We start from the raw sequence: 21,156 nt of genomic DNA, 5'->3' as shown, positions 1-21,156 counted from the left end.
ACATGCAGCAGAGCTTCGATCATGCCATGAAAAACACCTGGATTTACCGGGGCTGGTTGCTATGCCTTGTGCTGGCTCTGGCCATCGGCGGATTTCTCGCCTTCTCCATCTGGTCCAAACTGGACGAGATCGAAACCGCGCGTCAGGACCAGCGAGGCTGGGCCTATTCGCAACTTGAGGTAGAATATCTCAAGCTGATGTCCGAACTACATCGGGTCGAATTTGGCGAAAGTGCGGATTACGCCGCCCTGCGCGCGCGCTTTGATGTATTCTACAGCCGGGTGAAACTGGCCAATACGATGCATCTCAATGCCGCAGATGATGTCAACGGCGTCTCGGAACTGCTCACGACGCTCGACCGGTTCATCCCCGCGATCGACGGCAGCGACGCAGAATTGCGTAATGCATTGGGCGATCTGTCGGAAACCTTGCATGACATGAGCAATGTGCCGCGCGAGGTGGCCATCGCCTCGATCAAGATACATGCGGAACGCTCGGAAGCGCAGCGCGAACAGGTCAGCTTTTATATCAAGACCCTGATTTACGTGCTGGGGCTCGTCGCTTTTTTCCTGATCAGCGCGATTTACGTGCTTTCGCAACGCTCCAAATCTCTGCGGATCGCGACGCAAAAAGCCACGGAGAACGAGGCGCGGCTGGAAACCATGCTGCGTTCTGCCATTGACGCGGTGCTATTGGTGGACGACCACGGTCGAGTCGTCGATCTGAACGGCTCCGCGGAAACCGTTTTCGGCATTCCTCGGCAGAGTTTGCTTGGCGCATCCTTGCCCGACATCCTTGTGTCGCATCGTCTCAGAGAGCAGTTTCGATTTTATCTTAAGAACTTTCGCGAAACCGGCGTGACCAGCATCGCCGACAAAGGCGTTCTGGAATATGAGATGGTCGATGGCACGGGACGTGAATTCCCAGTCGAAATCGCGGCGTCTCTTGTTCAGGGCGGTGATCGAAATCTCTTTGTTGCATATATTCGTGACATCACGGAGCGCAAAGAAAGGGAAGCCGAAATCCTCCAGATGCGCGACGAGGCTCTGTCGGCCTACCGCGAGAAATCGCGTTTCTTTGCCATGATGAGTCATGAAATGCGCACGCCTTTGAATGGCATTATCGCGGCGCTCGAGCTTTTGGATTCTGGCGATCTGAACGCGGATCAGCAAAAGTATCTCAAGGCAGCCATGGCGTCTGGCGATATTCTGATGGGGCACATCAACGACGTCTTGGCCATTGAAAAGGCCGAAACGGAAGAGGGGATCACGCTCGAGCCGGTCGATCTTGCGGCGATGACGGCGACCATGATCGGCGCCATGCAACCCTTTGCCGACAGTGCAAACGTGCACCTTCATCTCGACCAAAGCGGGCTTGATGACCGAAGCGTTTTGACCGACCCGCGCGCGTTGCAACAGATCATGGCCAATCTTCTGAGCAATGCGATCAAATTTTCTCCGGGCGGCGATGTGACCTTGAGCGCGCATTACGAAAAGGTGGATGCGGCGGCAAATGAGCCGGACATGCAACTGATCCTGGAAGTCAGCGACACCGGCACGGGCATCGCCAAAGACGACATCAACCGCATTTTCGAGGATTTCGTGTCTCTCGATAGCCGCTATGAACGACGCACGGGCGGGACGGGTCTGGGTCTTGGGATCGTCAAACGCCAGGTCAAACGACTGCATGGCGACATCACCTGTGAGTCCGAATTGGGGCAGGGAACGGTGTTTCACGTCAGCCTGCCCATGCACCAGACCAAGACGGATTACGCGGACGATTTCACACCCCAGCCCGCTGAGATGCACCAGGTGCCTCTGCATTTGCTTGTCGTGGACGACAATGTTCTCAACCGCGATCTTCTCAAGGCGATGCTGGAGAAGATGGGTCATAGCGTTGTGATTGGCCAGAACGGGCAAGAGGCGGTTGCGTTGTCGGAAGAGGAGGCTTTCGATGCCATCCTGATGGACATTTCCATGCCCAGCATCAATGGCATTCAGGCCACGCGGATGATCCGAGCGAGTGGCGGCATCAACCGACAGACTCCGATCATCGCCGCGACGGCCCACGCCATGCCAGCAGAGCGTGCGGAGTTTAAGGCGGCCGGCATGGAAGGCTTTGTCGAGAAACCCATCCGTCGGGCGATACTCAGTGACGTTCTGGCTCAATACGCGACACCGCGACAGGACATATCGTCCAGCGAGGGCGCAGAACTACAATCCAACGACACTGCGTCGGAATCGGATGCCATCCTCGACACCGATCAGATCGGTGAGATATGCGACATCCTTGGGTTGGAAAAGACCAGAGAGCGAGTTGAAAAATTTCTGGTTCAAGCCTCAGAGCAAATCGACGACATGGCCAAGGCCGAAGATCTGGCCGATTTGCGCGCACTTGCGCATGCTCTGGCCGGCTCAAGCGGTATGATCGGGGCTGCAAAACTGAGTCGATTGTGTCGGAACCTACAGATCGCATGCGATGCGCTGGACGACGAGGGGGCGAGGCATCTTGTCGATGCTTTGCCGGACGCACATGCAGAGCTTGCCCCGGCGTTTGACGATTTTTTTCGCACCGGGCCATCCAATTATACTTAAGAATAGCGCCATTGTGCTTTTGCAACTCTACACCAAGCTGGATGATCCTATATGGTGAAATCACCCTCGTCAGACTTCGGACGACGATTTCCCAACTTTGAGTTTCGTCCGAACCCCGGCCACTCCTCCTATCCCCCCGGAGGAGTGGCCGGTCTTTTAACGGGGAAGCGTGCCGCAGTTTATGCAGTGCCACAATTCTTCCAGATTTCACGCAATTGCTCCGGCAATTCCATCGGCTCAAAGGGCTTCAGGATGATGTCCTGAGCACCAATCGCTCTGAGATGCCCGAAATCGGCGCGCGATGTTTTGGCTGTCACAAAAATGATCGGCACATCGACATAGGCCTCGACCTGACGGAGCCGCTTGAGTGTTTCCATCCCATCCATGATGGGCATCATAACGTCCAAGAGAATCAAATCAGGTACTTCAGAGGGCAGGCTGTCGATAGCATCTTTGCCACATTTAAACTGAACCACATCGAAACCACCCACGAGCTCAAGGGACATCCGGGTAATCTCCCGAATATCCGGATCGTCTTCGACATGCATGATGCGATTTAATTCTCTCATAGGATAGAACTATATCTTTCGGGGCACATCTCACAAGAGACTTCCTCGCTTTGACCGCCACATATCCACAGCAATTCCATCGTCGTCTTTCAGTCACAGAAATGGAAAAATTAATTTCACATTTTGGACACAATTTAACCCAATTTGAAGACAATTCTCTTCTTAAGGTTGATGGAAGACCGAATTGCGTTGCGATTTAAGAAACAAAAGCGACGACACCTCAGAATAAGACGAGCTGGAGACACGCATGACTCTCTTGGTGGTAGATGATGATCACAATATTTTGGAGCTGATGCGTGCTATCCTGCCCTCTCTCGGATACGAAGATTTTGTATGCGCACAGAGTGGCCGGGAAGCCCTGAGCCTCGTTCAGCTTTCTGGGCGCACATTCTCGACAATCCTGCTCGACATCCAGATGCCGGGCATGGATGGGATTGAACTGTGTGGCCATCTCCGCGCATTCCCGGCCTATCGGGACACGCCGATCCTCATGCTCACCTCGATGAAAGATAAAGAGCATATCGATGCGGCATTTCTACGCGGCGCGACCGATTATCTCACCAAGCCGATCGACACCACCGAGTTGGCCGCGAGACTGCGCGTCGCTCAGATATTGTTCACGGAACAGAAACGATCCACGGACGCCACCCGGCGCGAACAGGAGTTGCGCCTCGGGCTGAATCATCAAGAGCACGACATGCGCTTTGAGTTGGCCGACCCGATTGCCATCTACGATGTGCCTCGGGTCATCGGCAATCTCCAGTTGGAAAACTATCTGCATCGTTTGTCCCGGATCAAACGCTTCATGTTCGGAGCTATCGCGTTTCAGATCGAAACACCTGAGACCCTTTTCTCACTTACGACACCGCTTGAGTTTCATGGTATTCTGACCGATGTTGCAGAGGCGCTCTTTGAAACCTTGCGAGGCTATGAGGCGATTATTTCATATCTTGGGAACGGCCAATACGTTGCCCTTCTCCCGCGCGCCTTGCAGGTCGACGAGACGGATCTTGAGTTGTCGCTCGCCATGAAGTTGCAGGAATTTGGCCTGACGGAAGGTGACACGACGCCAAAAGACGTCAATGTTAAAGTCGGCAAAGCAACGAAAATGTCGATATTCGACACCTCGCCTCAACGCATGATTTCGCGTGCACTTGCTCAGGTCACCACAATCAAAAGCGTATCGAAGAAGTTCGACCTCCCTTTCCTTATCGCGTGACTTTGCGCAGGATTGGTATCAGTACTGATCCTGCATTTCTGTTTTTGGAGGCGTATATGGTGAACAAATTTCCTTCGGACGCTTCCATGCCGTCAAAACTGGCGGATGCCATCGGTCGTACAAGACAGCGGTTCCTCTTGGAATTGCCGGAAAAGATTACAACAATCGAGGCGATTCAAACCCTGATCAAGAACGGCGATGTAGACAAAGACGCCTTGGGTGATCTTGCATTTGTGACCCATCGCCTAAGCGGCATTTCCGCGACCGTAGGCTATCCTGAAATCGGTGAGTGTGCTGGCAAAATCCATCATGACATTACAAAATTCACACCCAGCCAATCCGAAAGCCTGTCATTCCAAATAGACGATCTGCTCGACCTGATGGAAGACGCCATTCTCGACGAGATATGATCTAAAGCGTTTCTCAAAAACTTGAGGCACTCAATCTTTGAGAAACGGAGCAATATCAATTCAGTGTGGCACATAGTGCTGCGCCAAACACCCTGCGCGCCTCCCACATCTCGATCGCACCGACGCCCTATCCGAACGTATAGCGCGGTAGATCAAATGCCCATGAAGGTAGCCCAAGGCGCGCAAGAGATTCCTCTCTGAATACGCCAAGATGAACCCTATGTCGCAAGCCTCGGGCGAGATGCGCATGGGTTCCGCCTCCCTGCCGGTCCCATGGCCCCGAGGACCTACAGCAGGGCCAGATAAGGTACTTTCCTGTGTTCAAACCTGTGTCGCGGTCGCTGCTGTCAGCTGTCTCTTTTTCCGTCGCTCTGGGCGGCACGTGTTTGGTGCCTTCCTCCGCAAAGGCCGGGGATTTTACCATTGACTGGGGCGCGTTTGATTGGCCCGCAGGCTTTGGTGGACCACTTGATCGGACGCTTTACGATCAATACGGGTTCGCCGTGGATGTGACGGTGGAGGTCAGCGGCGCTTTGGCCAGCTATGTGAATGGCACGGGCCAAACCGTTCAAACACCGGACGACGACACGATTTTCGGCGGCAACATCGAATCCCTTATTTTGGTGGCAGATGCACCGTTCAACGCCGGCGCCATCGGCGACAACCGGGTGGTCAATACGGTTTCGGCCAGTTCCGGTGGCATCGCGGTGCAGGTGGACAATCTGCGGATCGATGTTCTGGACATTGACACAACCGACAACAACGCCACCTCGGACCGCTGCGATTTCTTGACCGCATTCGGGGACAATGGAAATCCGACACTCTTGACCCTAGGCGTCAGCCCCTCAGTTGTTGTAGGGCCCGGTCCCGGCTCTGGTTTCACCGGTGTTCTAGCCCCAAATCAGGCACAATGTATCTATAATGAAGGCTCTGCGGGCTCGCCCAGCTCCCCCAATGACAATAACGGTACGGTCCGCGCGACCTTCCCCAATGGCACCTCCTCCGTCACGTTCTGGTATGACGAAAGCATTCAAAACGTACGCAATTATCCCGCGTTCCAAAATTACAACCCAGGTGCCCGCGGCATAGGGATGTTTGCGGAAGCAAATTTCACCGTAGGCCAGAGCATCAGTCTGGACCGCACTGTGACGCCCGCATCGGCGACGGAAGGCGCCACGCTGACGTATAGCTACACGGTGACGAACACCGGCACGCTGCCCTTCAACACCGGGCAGGATATTGTCATTGAGGATTCTCAACTGGGCACCGTGACTTGCCCCGCCATCACGGCTCCCATCGCCTCGGGCGGCACCGTGACATGTAGCACAGACTATCCGGTCACCGCCGCCGATGTCGTGTCCGGCAGCGTCGATAGCACCGCCACCGCCGGGATCGCACGCACAGGCACGGCATTCGTGAACCGCCTGCAATCGACAAGCGAAAGCGTCACAGTGCTTGCACTGGGGGGCGGAACCGCGCCGTTGACCTGCACTCCGCAGTCGATCTTTGGGTCGCCGCGCACGCAACTTGCGGGTTCTGGTTCGGCTGCCGCTCCGGGTCTCGATGACATTTTCCTGTTCGATGATGTGACCACCGACAGCCGCGGCAATCCGATCGATATCGTGTTTCAGCTCACCCAGATCAGCAATGCAATCAACCCCTCCGTCAGCACGGGCATTCAGGCGCGTATGGTGCCTGCCGACAATGGCTTTTTGACCTACCGCTTGCGTCTGGTCGAGGATGGGTCAGCGACCACGTCCAATCCGTTGGGCACGACCGTAGGTCAGAGCGCCTATAACGGCTTGATCGTGCAACAGACGGATGTCGACAGCCGCGATACGGCAGATGACAGTTCCGATGTGGTGGGCAGCTTGGTCACACCGACGAATATCATCCACTTCAACACCGCCCCCCTTGCCAGCTTTCCGACAGGCGGGACAGCGATTGCGATGGACCCGGCGAAGGTGGGTGATCCGACGAACTGGATCGAGGAGCCGAATGAAACCGCGTTCGACAACTATGTGACCTTTGAATTCGACACTTTCGTCGAAGCGGAGTTCATCCACGGCTATACGGGCACCTCGCTGAATGCCGCGACACGGGGCTCCGCGATCTTGTTGTGCGCCATCGCGGACACCTCTGTAAATGTGGTGGCCGAAGATGACGACTATACGGCGACCCCTGTGAACAACCTCTTGGGGGGCACGGCAGGTGAAGTCTATGCCAATGACACGATCAATGGCATCGCGGCGAATGTGACGACCGCTGAGTTGAGCGTGCTGACCCCGGCGACGCCGCAAAACACCGGTGATCCGGTCCCGTTTCTGGAAGCTTCTGGCCTCGACGAAGGGCGCGTCGTGGTGCCTGCCGGGGTGCCTTCGGGGGTGTATGAGATCGAATATGAGATGTGCGACGCCCTTAACCTGAGCGATTGTGACCGCGCCAAAGTGACCGTGGCGGTGTTTAGCGGTAATGGTGTAGATTTTGGCGATGCGCCGCTCAGTTACCTGACAGCCTCACATGGTGTGAGTGCCTCTCCGACCGTCTTTTTGGGCGATATCGCGCCGGACACCGAAGTGCTGGCCCAATCGGATGGAACAGCCACCGCCGACGATCTGTTGGACACTGACGATGAAGATGGGGTGATCTTTCCTGTCCTCACGCAAGGGATGATTTCCACGCTTGATGTCGATGTCACCGGCGACGGTTACCTTCAGGCCTGGATCGACTTTAACGGCGACGGACTTTTCGAAGAAACGCTTGGCGAACGCATTGCCACCGATCTGCGCGATGATGGCACTGTGTTTGACAATGTGGCGGGCGATGGCGTGATCCAGATCGATGTGTCCGTTCCGACAGATGCCACAACAAACACGACATTTGCGCGGTTCCGCTACAGTTCCGAGCAAGGCCTGTCGCCACAGTCCTTTGCCGTCGATGGCGAGGTCGAGGATTATTCCTTGGTCATTGCCGCCGCCGATCTGGTCGACCGGGGCGATGCGCCCGCCTCCTATGGCGATCCGCGTCATATCGTTGTGCCTGAGATTTATCTTGGGGCTGGTTTGCCGGATACGGAGGTCGTGCCGCAAAACACAGCGACTGCCGACGGCGATGATCTCACCGGGGTCGATGATGAAGATTCAATTGCGGTTTTGCCGACCTTTACAGCCGGGGACACGGTGCAAATTACGGTGCAAACGCATGAAACGCTCAGCCTCCAGCTTGATCTCGGCCTACCGGTCAGTGAGGGCATCACCAATCTGCAATTCTGGGTCGATTTCAATCAGAATGGCGTTTTTGATGCCAACGAACAGTTTGCCGTAGACTACCGCGATGGCGGCACTGGCGACACGGACGGTGTGTTCAACAACCAGATCACATTCGACGTTCCTGTGCCTTCCGATATCGGCAACGGCACAAGCTTTGCCCGGGTGCGCTGGTCGACCTCAAGCGCCTTAGCATCAGATCCGTTCGACGGGCTGAACTTTGACGGCGAGGTGGAAGATTATCTGGTTACACTGTCGAACCCGAACGGACCGTTCACCTGTTCGGACACGTTCTACATGGTCGCCACGGAAACGGCACAGAACCTTCCCGCGCTCAGTGAGCTGCGCGTGAGCGAAGCGGGCGGTATTTATAATCTGTCCCAAAGGCTCTTGTCGCCGGACTACACCGGCAACTATCTCGTGACCGGCTGGGGCTATAACGAGCTTGACGGCTACATCTATGGCGTGCGCCAAAGCCCGCGCACACTGATGCGGATCGTGTCCTCCGGCGCGGTACAGGAGGTGGCCGATATCTCCGGGCTGACGATTGAAAGCCCCGATACCTCCTCTGACATCCTACCGAATGGCGTCATGGTCTATATGTCAGGCACCAACTTTGGCCACTATCAGCTTTTGGACATCTCCGACCCGCTAAACCCTGTGGCGCTTGGTGTGCTCGACACCGGGCAAAGTAGCCTTTATGGCCGTGATATCGCTTATAACCCGCGCGATGGCCTCTTATACTTCATTGACTCGAACCGCGACATTTATGCGTTCGATCCGCTCGGTGGCACCCCCGGGGCAACGACCATCACGTTGGTGGGCAATGTGCCTTTGCCGAACGGTATTTTCGCGATGGACCCGGATTCCGTATGGTTCGACGGTTCTGGCTTTCTCTACCTCTTCGACAACCAGTCGCGTCAGGTCTTTGCCGTGGAAGTAGGTGTTGAGGGTAACCGTCCGGTTAGTTTTTCCTTCATCGAAGTGGAGGGTACGGTCGCGGATCTCACCTATCAGGGCAATGACGGCGCCTCCTGCCGTGCGCCGGGTCCGTTTGCTTCAACGCTTTTTTCCGAGGGCTCTATCTCCGGCACACTTTATCAGGACGCAAATGGCAACAGCGCGTTCGACTCGGGCGAGACGGGCGTGGGCGCGATCTCTGTCACACTCTACAATGACAATGGCACCCCTGCCGATACGGCTGACGATACGTTTGTCGCCACAACCGAAAGCACGACCGATGGCAGCTATGGCTTTGCCGCCGTCGATGCGACCCTGACCTACAGGATCGAGGTGGACGGCGCGGATGCCGACACCCCGGCGGGCTATGTCATCGCAACCTCCAATCCGATCACTGGTGTCGTCGTGACCCAGGGGGCGGACACCCCCGGGCAGGATTTTGGCTATGTCGAAGGCGCTCTTGCCGCAGACTTGTCCCTGACCAAAGAGGCGCGAGACACGGCAGGCACGCCGGTGACAGAAGCGGTCGAGGGCGCAGCGCTCGATATGGTTCTGTCCGTGAGCAATGCCGGACCTGCGGCGGCCACAGGCGTCAAACTGCGTGATCTGATCCCGGATGGCTATAGCTATGTCTCGGATGATGCCGCGGCTTTGGGGGATACCTATGACCCCGCGTCCGGCATCTGGGATATCGGTGCTGTGGCCAATGGCGAAACCGTAACGCTGACGATCCGTGTCACGATGAATGCCACGGGCGAGCACACAAATACCGCCGAAATCGTCGCCGCAGACCAAGCCGACCCGGACAGCGAGCCGGCGACGGGGCCGTTGACCGATGACCTTTCGGACGGGATCGCGGACGATGACGAAGCGACGGCCACCGTCGCGCTCACCGGGGCGGGTTCTGTACTCTCTGGCACTGTGTTTCGTGATACAGGCGCGGGAGGCGGTACGGCCTATGACGGTCTGATCAACGGCACGGAGATTGGAACAGCCGCTGCGACAGTGGCGATTTATGACGGCACCGGCACATTGATCGACAGCCCCGAAGTCGCCGCAGATGGCACATGGTCCCTGACTTTGCCGACGGGTTACTCGGGCGCGGTCACAGTGACGGGAACGGCGGATGCGGGTCACCTCGTGATCTCCGAAACCCCTGCCGCACTGCCGTCCTTGGTCAATGCCGATCTGCGTGACGGAAGTCTCACCTTTACGCCCGCAGCTGATACGGATTACGCAGGTATCGACATGGGCGTGCTGCGTCAGGCGGTCCTGCGCGAAGATCAGGCCGGCTCGATCTCTGCCGGCCAGATCGCGACGCTGCGCCATGAATATACGGCAGATGCGCCTGGGCTGGTTTCCTTTGCGCTCACGACGATTTCCGAGACACCCAGCGGAGGGTATTCCGCCGCCTTGTTCGAGGACATCGGCTGCGACGGCACGCCGGATGTGACGATCACCGGGCCGCTTGCGACCGCTGCGGATACGACGATCTGCCTTGTGCTGCGGGTCTCTGCCTCCTCGTCCTTGGGGCCGAACGCCAGCTATGTGGTGAAACTCGATGCCACGACCAGCTATGGTGCGACAGGTGTCAGCGAAATCGACAGCAATGTGGATCGCCTGACCACAGAGGCCCGCACAGGGGCGCTTGACCTGTCCAAAACCGTTCGCAACGTGACACAGGGTGGGGCCGAAGGCATTCGCAATGGCGGCGCACCGGGGGACGTTCTGGAATACCGGATTTCGGTTTACAACCCGACCGCGCTTCCGGCCAGCGAGGTCAAGATTTATGACCGCACGCCCCCCTACACCGTGCTCGCCGCACCAATTGCCTCACCTGTAACACTTGGCGATATGACCTGCACAATCGCAGAGCCTCTCGGCAACACAGCGGGCTATGCGGGCAACCTGCGATGGGATTGTAACGGCATCTTCCGACCGGGTGCACGGGGCCATGTTGTCTTTCAGGTCACAATCGCACCATAAAAAACGTGCATTCCTGTAGTTTACGCTCAGGAATGCACGTTATACGCGAGTTTCTCTTCCTATAATAAGAAAATAATGAGAAACAAGCACCTAAAACCTAGAAAAAAGACCCGAGAAGAGCAGTAAAATGCATCCAAAATGCAAAAGGGCGGGAAATGCCCGATAAGAACCGCGTTCAATCCATGAATCGCCTGATAGAAAGCGCATCCTACGTTGCGATACTTGGCCTTTGTTTTCTGATCTATCTCGGCGCCACGCGCACCGCGTCCATCGTGGCCGGAGAGGAACAGTTCGATCGGATGTATCGTGACCAATCGGTGATCGCGACACGCATCCAGCAATCGATCAATAAAAAGCTGCTTTTTGCACGCGGTCTTGCAGGTGCATTGTCTCTGTCACCGGATATCACGGAGGCGGAATTCACGGATCTGTGCTCTTTCATCAAGACAGAGGATGCTTCGGTCGTGAACATGGCCTTGGTCCAAGGCACCATCATCACACATGTTCACCCGTATGAGGAAAATCATTCCCTCGTCGGCAAAGATTTGGCCAATCTACCAGAGCAGAAAAAGGTTCTTCAGCTGGTCGAGCGCAGGGGTGAAACATATCTGGAAGGACCGACACGTCTTTTTCAGGGCTATCAAGGGTTCATTATCCGCGAGCCGGTATTCATTCGCAGCGGCGGAGATCAGGGCGAGAGCGAGATGATTGGCGTCGCCTCCATCGTTTTTGCCGTAGATCCGTTCTTACAAGACATCGGCCTGAGCGAATTCGACAGTCGATATAACATTGCGATCAGGGTCAAGACGACCCTCGGCAAGGATCCGGTCATTTTTGGAGATGAGACATCACCCTTACTGGCCAAAACCAATTACGAGCTTCCGTTTCCCGGCAGCTCCTGGACGCTCTCCATCGCTCCGATACACGCGGCTCAGATCGCGCCGAAAACCCTCTTTCTCATCCGACTGAGTATTTTGACAGGCGCAGCTCTGGCTCTGATTTTCACAAGATACCTGCATGTGCTTAGACGCAAGAATTGGCGCACAGCGACACAATTGCGCACCGCCCTCAATGTTGCGCCTTCAGGTTTTGTCATGTTCGACAAGGATGACAAGCTGGAACTTTGCAACGTAAGGTATCGGGATCTGCATGGTGCGGCCTCAAATGCCATCGTCACAGGGGCTTCTCTCGAAGACATTTTGCGGGCGGGTCTGAGAGTTGGTCTCTACCCCGACGCCATCGGACAAGAGGACGAATGGCTGTCCCGTCAACTCATGCGAACGGCACAAAAAGAATCCGGCGTCACACTGGCGCTCAACAACGATACATGGATGCAACTCCTGGAGCATGAGACACCCGAAGGTGGACGTGTCGCTATTTTGAATGACATCACCGAGGTGCAGAGCAGCCGCAATCGTGCAAAACTCGCCGAGCAACGTCTCAACGATGCAATCAATGCGCTTCCTGTTGGCTTCTGGTTGTTTGACAGCGATGACAAGCTGATCATGTTCAACATCGTCGCAGGCGAAAAGCTGGACGGTGTGAGACGCAATCTGATGATTGGGCGGGCTCTGACCGATCTGATTCAGCGGCGGTTTGAAATTTCTGATGAGGTCCGCCTGAACGGTGTCCCCGTCCACGATCAGACTCTCATCCTCAACGCCATGACGGGGGAGACCTCTGAGCTTGAAGTGCGGTATAGTGGAGATCGCTGGTTCAAATATTTCACGCGCCGCACATCGGAAGGTGGCTTGGTCATGTTCCGTGTGGAAATCACGGATCTAAGGCGCCATCAGCAGGAGCTTGAAGCCTCGAACAGAGAATTGCGCGCAGCACTGTGCAAACGCGACGAGGCAGAGGCCCGACTTCAGGATGTGTCCGATCTGAGCTCCGAATGGTTTTGGGAACAAGACGCAGAGATGCGTTTGACCCATGTCTCCGAAGGCTTTGCCCGGACGATCGGCGTCGATCCCGCAGAGTACATCGGCAAACATAGAAGCTATTTTGCCGAAAGCGAGCATGGTGATGCAGAGACGCTTTGGAAGTTGCATGATAAGATGCAGGCACATGAACCGTTCCGGGATATTGTTTACAGCTACCATTTCCACCCGGATCAACTCAGCTGGATTCGCATTAGCGGCAAGCCACTTTTTGACGCCGAGGGCGCCTTTACCGGATACATCGGTATCGCCGAAGATGTGACGAAGTTCTATGCCGCGCTACGTGAGGCGGAACAGGCGGATGAGGCCAAAACGCAATTTCTCAATGTGATCAGCCATGAATTGAGGACCCCACTCACTGCGGTTCTGGGCTTTAACAGTTTTGTCGCCAATTTCGAAAAACTTCCGAGCTATGCCGCCCTTCGTGTCGCGCTTGAGGACGGAGGAGACAACAAGATCACAGAGGCCATGAAGAGTTTCGAAGCCGATATTAGTCGTTTCACCACACGCATTCAGGCCTCAGGCACGCAACTGAAAGCCTTGATTGATGATATGCTCGATATCGCCCGGATCGAGTCCAACACCCTGCGGATCAGCCCCAACAAAGTGCAGAGCACTGAGGTCATCGAATCCGTGGTGGAACAAATGCAAAGCCTGGCAGAAGAAAAAGGTCTTTCAATCGAGCTTGAATTGACCGACGCTGCGATACACGCTGACGAAATCCGTTTCCGGCAAATTTTGACAAATTTGCTCGGCAATGCTGTCAAATTCACTGACAACGGTACAATTCAGCTGCGCAGCTACGTCCGCGGCGACATGGCGATTTTCGAAATCAAGGACAGCGGCATCGGCATCGCGGAAGATCGCATCGACATCATCTTTGATCGCTTCGCGCAAGCCGCCTCTGGCACAAACCGAAAAAATCCCGGCGTCGGCTTGGGTCTTGCCATCTGCAAGGACCTTATTGCCCTACAGGATGGCTGGATCAAAGCCGAAAGTGAACTCGGGGTAGGGTCCACGATGATCTTTGCACTACCGCGCTGGGAGGAAGGAAATCAGGAGGCCTACACGCTAGGCGTGTAAGGTGTTCAGTAAAAACATATTTTCAACACAAATCAATCACACCTAAGCTATGTTTGGCGTGCACTCTCCGAGTCGTGGGGAGAAACCTCAAAAGCAAAAGGTGATGGGTAGGCCAGGGCCGACGTTTTTGAACAGTTCAGGTGTATGCGTATGGCAAGTAAGTTCAAAGACGGCACAACAGGATATGCATTCGGAGAAGAAGTCGCCTGCTTTGCAGAGGCTGCATCCGGCCTGAACAGAGCACTCTGGGATGGTATGGCTGACGCCGTACTCGTGTTTGAGCGATCCATGAAGGGCGCTTATTACATGAACCTCGCGGCCCGTGATTTACTCGGTGCGGGCTCTGCCGTTTGTGCCGCAGAAAATCTCAGAGAAGGTGGGTTTTTCCATGATCTCATGGCCGAAGACGGTCCGTTGGATCAGGCTGAGCGCAACGGAAGCGCTGGGTTCCGCACCCATCCAACCTTTGACGGCAAGCGCCTGAACGGGCAGGTTATGTCAACAAAAGATCAACATGAAAATCGTTATTTCATCGCTATGTTCCACCTCGAAACGGAACAGGAAAGCGCGGAATACCTGCGCCGAGAAGTGAATTCCGTCATCACCCACGAATTGCGGACCCCGCTGACAAGCATCAAGGGCGCATTGGACCTTCTGAAATCCGGGTTGGTCGGTCCGCTGTCGGAAAAAGCCGAATCGCTTTTGAACATTGCCGGGGCAAACAGTGACCGGATGCTGTCGCTTATTCAGGAAATCCTCGATCTCAACGAAAGCGCGCAGGCAGGGCCGAAACCAAAGAGCGAAAACATAAATGTCGCAAGTCTCCTTGAGGGACTTGTGACCACGCATCAGGGGTATGGCTCATATCACGGTGTCAATGTCTGCATGTTGCCGACATATGCCGCTCTTCAGGTTCATGTTGTGCAAGACCAGTTGATGAAAATCCTGTCCAATCTGCTTTCAAACGCGGTAAAAGCCTCGAAACGCAATCAATCCGTTGAAATATGGGCCCAGAAAACAGGCGCACATCTTTCGATTTACATCCGTGACCATGGGGATGGCATCCCCGAAGAATTACGCAACACGCTCTTCGATCGTTACACCAAGGGGAGCTGGAGAAATGGACATCGCACCAGCAGCTCCGGCTTGGGTCTTAACATTGTGCGTACGCTCGTCGAGCAGATGAAAGGGACAATCTCCTTCGACACCCAAAGTGGCGAGGGGACAACTTTCTGCGTCAGGCTGCCCGCTGTGCACGGCTGAGCATTTGATAAGTATCAGATGTTCTGGACCTGTCAGGGCACATTTTAAACTGGATTGCGACAAATTGCATATCTTGCTGAAAACATTTCGACGGCCGCGTGGTCGTAACAATTGCTCTTGCCGCTCCTTGACACCCGGAGACGGTTCTGTCGCAAACTTTGTATATCGGTTTCTGCGTGATGGCCGATATGCCGTTGCGTAAAAAAACAGGCGGGCAGAATGGCGACGAGTTTCAAAGGGGTGCATTACCCCGAGAGCGTGATCCTTTACGCGGTGTACTTCTATGTCAGATACGCGGTTTCTTACCGGGATCTGGAGGAGATCATGGCAGAGCGTGGTGTCGATGTTGACCATGCGACACTGAACAGGTGGGTGGTGAAATTTTCGACAGACCTCGCAGCCGAGGCACAAAAGCGAAAGCGTCAGACAGCCAACTCGTGGCGGATGGATGAAACCTATGTCCAGGTCAAAGGCCAGTGGGCCTATCTTTATCGTGCCGTTGATCGGGACGGCCGAACCCTTGATTTCATGCTCTCTGCAAAGCGGGACAAGGCTGCCGCACGCCGTTTCTTCAAACGTGCGATTTCAACGAATGGCACGCCTGATCGCGTTGCTATCGACACGAGCGGCGCCAATCTGGCGGGGCTTCAGGCCGTGAACGTGATCCGCAAATTTACGGGCAGCGGAGGGTTGATCCGGATCATGCAGAGCAAGTATTTGAACAACATGGTCGAACAGGACCATCGTTTCATCAAGCGGATCACGCGCCCAACGCTGGCTGGGATCGAAACCGCGCACATGATCCGTAAAGGTCAAATCGCCGCGAATGGGAAAACGGGCTTCCAGCAATTCGCCTCCCTCGCAGCATAAGTGTGTCCGCTGAAAGGCTGTTCTGCACTCCCTGCTAAAGTTTGCGACAGAACCTGGCACACTGCGCGTTTTCTGAAGAATATTGAGGAATTTTTGCCGAATTCCTCAATGAAATCAATGAACCTATAGTTTCTCATAGGTTGTCCGTCTCCTCAAATCTTGGATCAATTTCAATCGGATCTCGAGGGATCTGAGTAAAACGACGCGCACAGACTTAGGAGAAATTTAATGCGGTTTTTTGCAATGGCGGCCCTCTCGGCCGCCTCGCTCACTTTGGCGGCTTGTGGGGGGTCCTCTGTCGATGGGGATATGTCCGAGGTCGATCTTCCGGAAAAATATGACAGCCTGGAAGGGCTCGTCTCAGCGGCGGAAAGCGGTCAGCTCGAAGAAGCATCAGAAAGCATGATGAGCAGCACTGCCACCATGTCCGGCGCTTTGGCCATCGGTGACATCGGCGAAGATGAAAACCTGGAAGCCATCGGCGACATGACCCTGACCGCAGATTTCACCGGCGGGACGGTGACCGGAACGGCCAACAACTTTGCTCTCTATGACCAAGATACGCAGGATATCGAAGATGAGCTGACTGGCTCGCTCGCAATTTCCGGTGGAATCACAGGCACTTCCTTGACCGCCGATGCGACCGGAACGCTGACAGACGACGAAGCTCATAACCTTGATCTGGATATGATCGGCACTTTCTACGATTACGAAGGTGAGCTTGCGCTCTACGGTGATGTCACAGGGACGATCGACGGTGAATATCACGAAGGTGGCTTTGCTGCCGTCGAGGACTGAGCCCTCTGCGTCTGTTTTAACCAGTAAAATGTTTAAAATTACCGTGCCGCAGGGCTCTGCGGCACGGCCTTCACAGGTTGGATAATATGACACGTTTTGCGTCCCGACAGCGACATACGATCCGACAGGTGGTGCTTGGCGCCGCCCTGCTTTTGATGTTCTTCACTTTTGCGCAGAGCGTTTCCGCCGAAGCGACCTTGGGCCTTCCCGAGGCGCATGGGGTCCTGATGCAAAAGGGGCGTTTGTCTCTGGCTGAGGGCAATCCTGAAAAATCCCTCGCGTATTTTTCCAAAGCCTGGCGGCTGGCTCCAACCGATCCGCGTGCCCAACTCGCGATGGCCGAGGCGTGGGCGCAGGATGGGCAGCTGCGACGCGCCGAGGCCTTTCTCAGGCATCTCCTAAGAGACAGCGCACAACGGGCGAATGCCGATCTCTATATTGCGGCATTGGCTGAGCTTGCGCGACGTTATCCGGTCCAGTTTTCTAGCTCTTTTGCGCTTTTGCCGAGCACGAATATCAGGAATGCTTCCTCCGAGTCTTATTTCGATACGCTGTTGGGTCGATTTTCGATTGAGGATGGTGGCGAAGAGGCCTCCGGCATTGGCGTAGAAGTGGGGGCGCAGCTGCTCTATCGACGCCCGTTGCGAAACGGGTTGAGCCTTGAGCTCGGATCGGTTCTGCGTCGCGTCTGGTATGGGGAGCCGGAGCTGCGCTACTGGCGCGGGCGTCTTTCGGCGGATCTTAAATCCGAGGGGCAGGCGCGCAGTTTTCGTGCAGGGCTGCATGCCGATCGAACTTATTTCTCCGACGTAGAAGGGGCCAGTCCGGATCGCGTCTCGACCGGTCTGCACGGGGCATGGTCTCACCGCCTGTCGGAGAACGAGACACTGAGTGCAAGCGGGGTGATCGAATATCGCGACTATTTCGACAAAGACACGTTATCGGGGCGCTATGGGTCGCTTGGTCTCAGCTGGAGCAAACGGATCAATTCCTCCGGGGTTCTGACCCTGGGCGGGACGCTAGAGCGCAGCACGCCTTCGCTCGCGTATCATCGCTATTGGGGGGGGAGCCTGCAGGCGGGGTACAATTTTGATCTGTCCGAGACTTTGCGCGCGGGGGTCGATTTCGGTGCGACGCTGCGCCAATATGATACGGATTTCGCTTCGGTCGATTTTGCGCGCCGCGACGAAATTTACCGCATCGGGGTGTCACTCTCTAGTAGCCGGATCAAGATTATGGGCAGCACGCCGAAACTGTCCTGCGGCTACAAGGTCCAGACGTCCAATATCGCGCTTTATTCTTCGGAGACGACGGACTGCCGGATTGGTTGGAGCTACCGGTTCTGAGGGCCTATGGCGACAGGGGGGCTGCTTCTGTCTGGAGCGGATCGCAGATCAGGTGTGAAAGTACATGATCAATGGCCTCGCTGAAGACGAGATGTCCGGCGTTTTCGACAGGTTCGAACAAGGCTTTGGGAAGATTTTTGGCGATGGCTGCGGCATCCTCGATCGGGCTGATCGGATCTTCGCGCCCGTGGAGCATAACCATTGGACAGCGTGTGGCCAGAAGATCGGCATGCCAGTCACGTTGCAGGCTGATCATCTCGTCAATCGAGGCGAGGGTTGCGTGATTGGCGATCAAGCGCAGCCAGTCGGAGAGATGCGCGCGCTCGAACAATGTGCGCAGACAGGCCATATCGGCCTCGGATTTCCGGAACATGTGACCAAGTCCTTTTTGTGCAAAGGCGGGCACGCGGCTCAGCGTATTATAAACCTGTGTGAGCCCAATGAGGACGCGGGTATCCGAGCGCAGCCGATGCGACATATCGACAAAGATGGTCGGAGAGGCGCTATCTTTTACGGCCTTGAACAACTGCGGCGTGCCGCAAAGAATGAGCTTCGAGACATGATCCGGATGATGGCGCACGAAATGCGCAGCCCATGGCACGCCGGCGCTTTCCGCGAGACACAAAATCGGCTCGTCGGTCAGATAGTCAACGATCTCGGCCATTGCCTGGGAAAACCGGGCCATGCGGACCTCTGGTTCTGCCTCGCGGGTGAAGCTCAGGAAATGCCGTGGGACGAGCAATATGCGCAGGTTCTGTGCCTTCAGAGCCCGGATCATGTCTTCGTCGAAAAGCACGGGCGAGAGCATGCTGTGGAAGTAGAGCACCAGTTGACCGCGCCGGGCGCCGAATTCCCAGATCGGAATTTCATCACCCTCTCCGATTGAGAGGTGATTCACAACCACGGCGCGGCCAAACTGACGTTTGACCTGGGCGGTCTCGGGGCGGCGGTCCTGCAGCGGCAAAATTTCGTCGAGCACTGCGGCGGTGATGTCGAGCGAGAGGGCCCTTAGCAAAGCGGTCTGTGTTTTGGCTCTGAATTTGTCGAGTACTGTACGGATCTGTTTGCGTTTGGTGTCGTAAGAGGCGCCCGTCGCCTCGGCTGCTGTTTGCAAATCCTTGCCGCTCAAAAGATGTGCCAGAAGCACATATTCCGAAGGTGTGAGCGCCATTGTGGGGAATTCCACCGAGAGGGCAGCGAGACGGGGGCTATCGAGATGCACTGCGAAAAAGGCGATATGATCGGGGACATCGGGCCAGCGTTCGACACGGTCATAGAGAAAGAAGAGTTTTCCTTCGATGACAACAAAGGCACAGCCCGAAACTGACTGGCGGGCCATCCGCAGCTGGGTGGGAAAGACCATCTCGCTATCGGGGGCATAGCTGTTGATCTGCCGTGTGCCAGAGGCATCATAGAGGTTGATCGGGAGGCGGCATTGGGCAAAATGCCGAAAGAAAAAACGCTCGCTCTGGGCCTCGTTTTTTGGATTAAGCAGGAGTGCGTCTTCAGAAGGAAGCGCGATAGGAGCCTTCTTGAGCGCTGTCGCGAGAATTTGAATGAATTGCGATGGACGTGCCATGAGCTCTGGATAATATTTTTTTGATTGTCGCATCCTGATTTTCTTGTGCGACGACCCCGGGGTGAGGACGTGCCGAGGCTTTCCTAAAACATTTGGAAAAACAAGGAAAACTGTGATTGTTTGTTGTGTTTTTCGTGCTCTTACCCCCCTTGAGGGGGGAGCGGCCCAATGCGTGGGCAGATTAACGTCGGATCAATTGCCGACCTATTTTCTGCCTGTTGCTTTGGATTCAATATCATGACGCAAACCTCAACATTGCCTGTCTCGGATGAGATAACTTTTTCGCCTGAAACGATCGCAATGGCGTGTCTCGATGTCGATCTCGAGGCGAGGATTCTCTCTTGTGATGCGATGGCGCACCGGTTTCTTGAACTTCATCCGGGCTATCGCCATCGCGATGAGGTGGAGCGGCTCCATATCGCCCCGGATGTTGCCTTCGATGCGGCGCTCCGGGTCGCAAGCCGCGAGGCAGCGCCCGATTCGACAGTCCTTATGTCCGAAGCTCCTGCGTCGAATGAGCCGGTGCAGATCAATGTCCTGCCATTTCAGCCTGAGCGGGTGCGCATTGTGATATTTTGGCATACGCCCGATGCTGCCTTTGTCGACGAACAGCTCCCCTCTCTGACAGCACGTGAACGCGCTGTCCTGGAACTGGCCGCCGCAGGGCTGCGACGCGACCGGATCGGCTATCAGCTTAATATCTCGCTGCCGACGGTCGATCTGCATTGTCGCAATCTCCGGCGCAAGCTCTCGGCGCTTACAATGTCCGAGGCCGTCGCCGTGGCCACACGTCGCAATATCCTGTCGCTATAGCCAGACGCACTACCCACCAACTTTGTTCGGGAGATACGTGTTCTTTCAAATAAGTTGACATTCCTGCGGTCGGCTTTGGCCTTCCATGTCTCATTTTGGGTTGTGTGATAGTTCTCACGGTGTCTTCAGGTTAACTGCCTTTTGAAACCGGTGTCCGGTATATGAGATATCCTTCCAATTTTGGAGTGACTTGGGGAACTGGTTTCGGCCAGTCAAAGAGCTTGCTGGCGTCACCCGTCGGATGGGCATTCATGTTTCGCTATAAATGCCAGATTCCCGCTCGAAGCGCCCGAGACCATGTCCGGTTTGGGGCTGAAACCGGTCATCTGATGCGCGTAGCACGGATGTCTGGAAGAGACCCAACCGTCATCTTGATTGCTCGTCGGGTCACTCAATCAGAAGATCGCTGACATCGGGCATCTCAAGGCGGTTATCGCGCATGTAGAGTGCGTAGCCGACG

At 55.5% G+C, this 21,156-nt stretch carries 12 protein-coding genes; 10 read left to right on the top strand and 2 right to left on the bottom strand.

The window, feature by feature from the left end:
- Nucleotides 1–2: 2 nt before the first annotated feature.
- Complete coding sequence (locus ACN0X0_RS19470) at nt 3–2,594, top strand: ATP-binding protein (RefSeq protein WP_417280542.1); 2,592 nt, start codon at nt 3–5, stop codon at nt 2,592–2,594.
- 179 nt (nt 2,595–2,773) lie between these two features.
- On the opposite strand, the gene ACN0X0_RS19465 is transcribed toward ACN0X0_RS19470, so the two are convergent.
- Nucleotides 2,774–3,163 (bottom strand): response regulator, encoded by a 390-nt coding sequence (locus ACN0X0_RS19465; protein ID WP_417280541.1) that lies wholly within the window; start codon nt 3,161–3,163, stop codon nt 2,774–2,776.
- 247 nt (nt 3,164–3,410) lie between these two features.
- On the opposite strand from ACN0X0_RS19465, the gene ACN0X0_RS19460 reads away from it, so the two are divergent.
- From ACN0X0_RS19460 to ACN0X0_RS19425, 8 genes are all read left to right on the top strand, one after another.
- Nucleotides 3,411–4,382, top strand: coding sequence for a response regulator (locus ACN0X0_RS19460; RefSeq protein ID WP_417264197.1), 972 nt, complete (start codon nt 3,411–3,413; stop codon nt 4,380–4,382).
- Between the two features lie 56 nt (nt 4,383–4,438).
- A complete protein-coding gene (locus ACN0X0_RS19455; RefSeq protein WP_417264196.1) occupies nt 4,439–4,792 on the top strand; it encodes an Hpt domain-containing protein in 354 nt (117 codons plus the stop codon).
- Nucleotides 4,793–5,109: 317 nt separating this feature from the next.
- On the top strand, nt 5,110–11,004 hold the full coding sequence (locus ACN0X0_RS19450; protein ID WP_417280540.1) for a GEVED domain-containing protein: 5,895 nt from the start codon (nt 5,110–5,112) through the stop codon (nt 11,002–11,004).
- 155 nt (nt 11,005–11,159) lie between these two features.
- Nucleotides 11,160–14,027 carry an ATP-binding protein gene (locus ACN0X0_RS19445; RefSeq protein ID WP_417280539.1) on the top strand — a complete coding sequence of 956 codons (2,868 nt, stop codon included), beginning with the start codon at nt 11,160–11,162 and terminating at the stop codon, nt 14,025–14,027.
- 150 nt (nt 14,028–14,177) lie between these two features.
- On the top strand, nt 14,178–15,290 hold the full coding sequence (locus tag ACN0X0_RS19440) for a sensor histidine kinase (RefSeq protein ID WP_417280538.1): 1,113 nt from the start codon (nt 14,178–14,180) through the stop codon (nt 15,288–15,290).
- A 219-nt stretch (nt 15,291–15,509) separates the two neighbouring features.
- A complete protein-coding gene (locus ACN0X0_RS19435) occupies nt 15,510–16,160 on the top strand; it encodes an IS6 family transposase (RefSeq protein WP_417280537.1) in 651 nt (216 codons plus the stop codon).
- A 228-nt stretch (nt 16,161–16,388) separates the two neighbouring features.
- Nucleotides 16,389–16,958: a hypothetical protein gene (locus ACN0X0_RS19430; protein ID WP_417280536.1), complete on the top strand. Its 570-nt coding sequence runs from the start codon at nt 16,389–16,391 to the stop codon at nt 16,956–16,958.
- Nucleotides 16,959–17,044: 86 nt separating this feature from the next.
- Nucleotides 17,045–18,304: a surface lipoprotein assembly modifier gene (locus ACN0X0_RS19425; RefSeq protein ID WP_417280535.1), complete on the top strand. Its 1,260-nt coding sequence runs from the start codon at nt 17,045–17,047 to the stop codon at nt 18,302–18,304.
- A gap of 4 nt (nt 18,305–18,308) precedes the next feature.
- Here ACN0X0_RS19425 and ACN0X0_RS19420 read toward each other — a convergent pair whose 3' ends face one another.
- Nucleotides 18,309–19,916, bottom strand: a complete 1,608-nt coding sequence (locus ACN0X0_RS19420; RefSeq protein ID WP_417280534.1) for an alpha/beta fold hydrolase — start codon at nt 19,914–19,916, stop codon at nt 18,309–18,311.
- A 204-nt stretch (nt 19,917–20,120) separates the two neighbouring features.
- Here ACN0X0_RS19420 and ACN0X0_RS19415 point away from each other — a divergent pair, with 204 nt between their 5' ends.
- Nucleotides 20,121–20,696 carry a response regulator transcription factor gene (locus ACN0X0_RS19415; RefSeq protein WP_417280533.1) on the top strand — a complete coding sequence of 192 codons (576 nt, stop codon included), beginning with the start codon at nt 20,121–20,123 and terminating at the stop codon, nt 20,694–20,696.
- The last annotated feature ends 460 nt before the right edge of the window (nt 20,697–21,156 follow it).

The sequence above is a fragment of the Celeribacter sp. genome (genome assembly GCF_048270365.1).
Lineage (GTDB): Bacteria > Pseudomonadota > Alphaproteobacteria > Rhodobacterales > Rhodobacteraceae > Celeribacter.
Note: the sequence above shows the minus strand (reverse complement) of the source record. Positions and strands in the feature narration are given on the sequence as shown.

What these genes read in the sequence shown, in the direction of transcription:
- ACN0X0_RS19470 (WP_417280542.1), top strand. Translation starts at nt 3, where the DNA reads ATGCAGCAGAGCTTCGATCATGCCATGAAAAACACCTGGATTTACCGG.
- ACN0X0_RS19465 (WP_417280541.1), bottom strand. Translation starts at nt 3,163, where the DNA reads ATGAGAGAATTAAATCGCATCATGCATGTCGAAGACGATCCGGATATT.
- ACN0X0_RS19460 (WP_417264197.1), top strand. Translation starts at nt 3,411, where the DNA reads ATGACTCTCTTGGTGGTAGATGATGATCACAATATTTTGGAGCTGATG.
- ACN0X0_RS19455 (WP_417264196.1), top strand. Translation starts at nt 4,439, where the DNA reads ATGGTGAACAAATTTCCTTCGGACGCTTCCATGCCGTCAAAACTGGCG.
- ACN0X0_RS19445 (WP_417280539.1), top strand. Translation starts at nt 11,160, where the DNA reads ATGCCCGATAAGAACCGCGTTCAATCCATGAATCGCCTGATAGAAAGC.
- ACN0X0_RS19440 (WP_417280538.1), top strand. Translation starts at nt 14,178, where the DNA reads ATGGCAAGTAAGTTCAAAGACGGCACAACAGGATATGCATTCGGAGAA.
- ACN0X0_RS19435 (WP_417280537.1), top strand. Translation starts at nt 15,510, where the DNA reads ATGGCGACGAGTTTCAAAGGGGTGCATTACCCCGAGAGCGTGATCCTT.
- ACN0X0_RS19430 (WP_417280536.1), top strand. Translation starts at nt 16,389, where the DNA reads ATGCGGTTTTTTGCAATGGCGGCCCTCTCGGCCGCCTCGCTCACTTTG.
- ACN0X0_RS19425 (WP_417280535.1), top strand. Translation starts at nt 17,045, where the DNA reads ATGACACGTTTTGCGTCCCGACAGCGACATACGATCCGACAGGTGGTG.
- ACN0X0_RS19420 (WP_417280534.1), bottom strand. Translation starts at nt 19,916, where the DNA reads ATGCGACAATCAAAAAAATATTATCCAGAGCTCATGGCACGTCCATCG.
- ACN0X0_RS19415 (WP_417280533.1), top strand. Translation starts at nt 20,121, where the DNA reads ATGACGCAAACCTCAACATTGCCTGTCTCGGATGAGATAACTTTTTCG.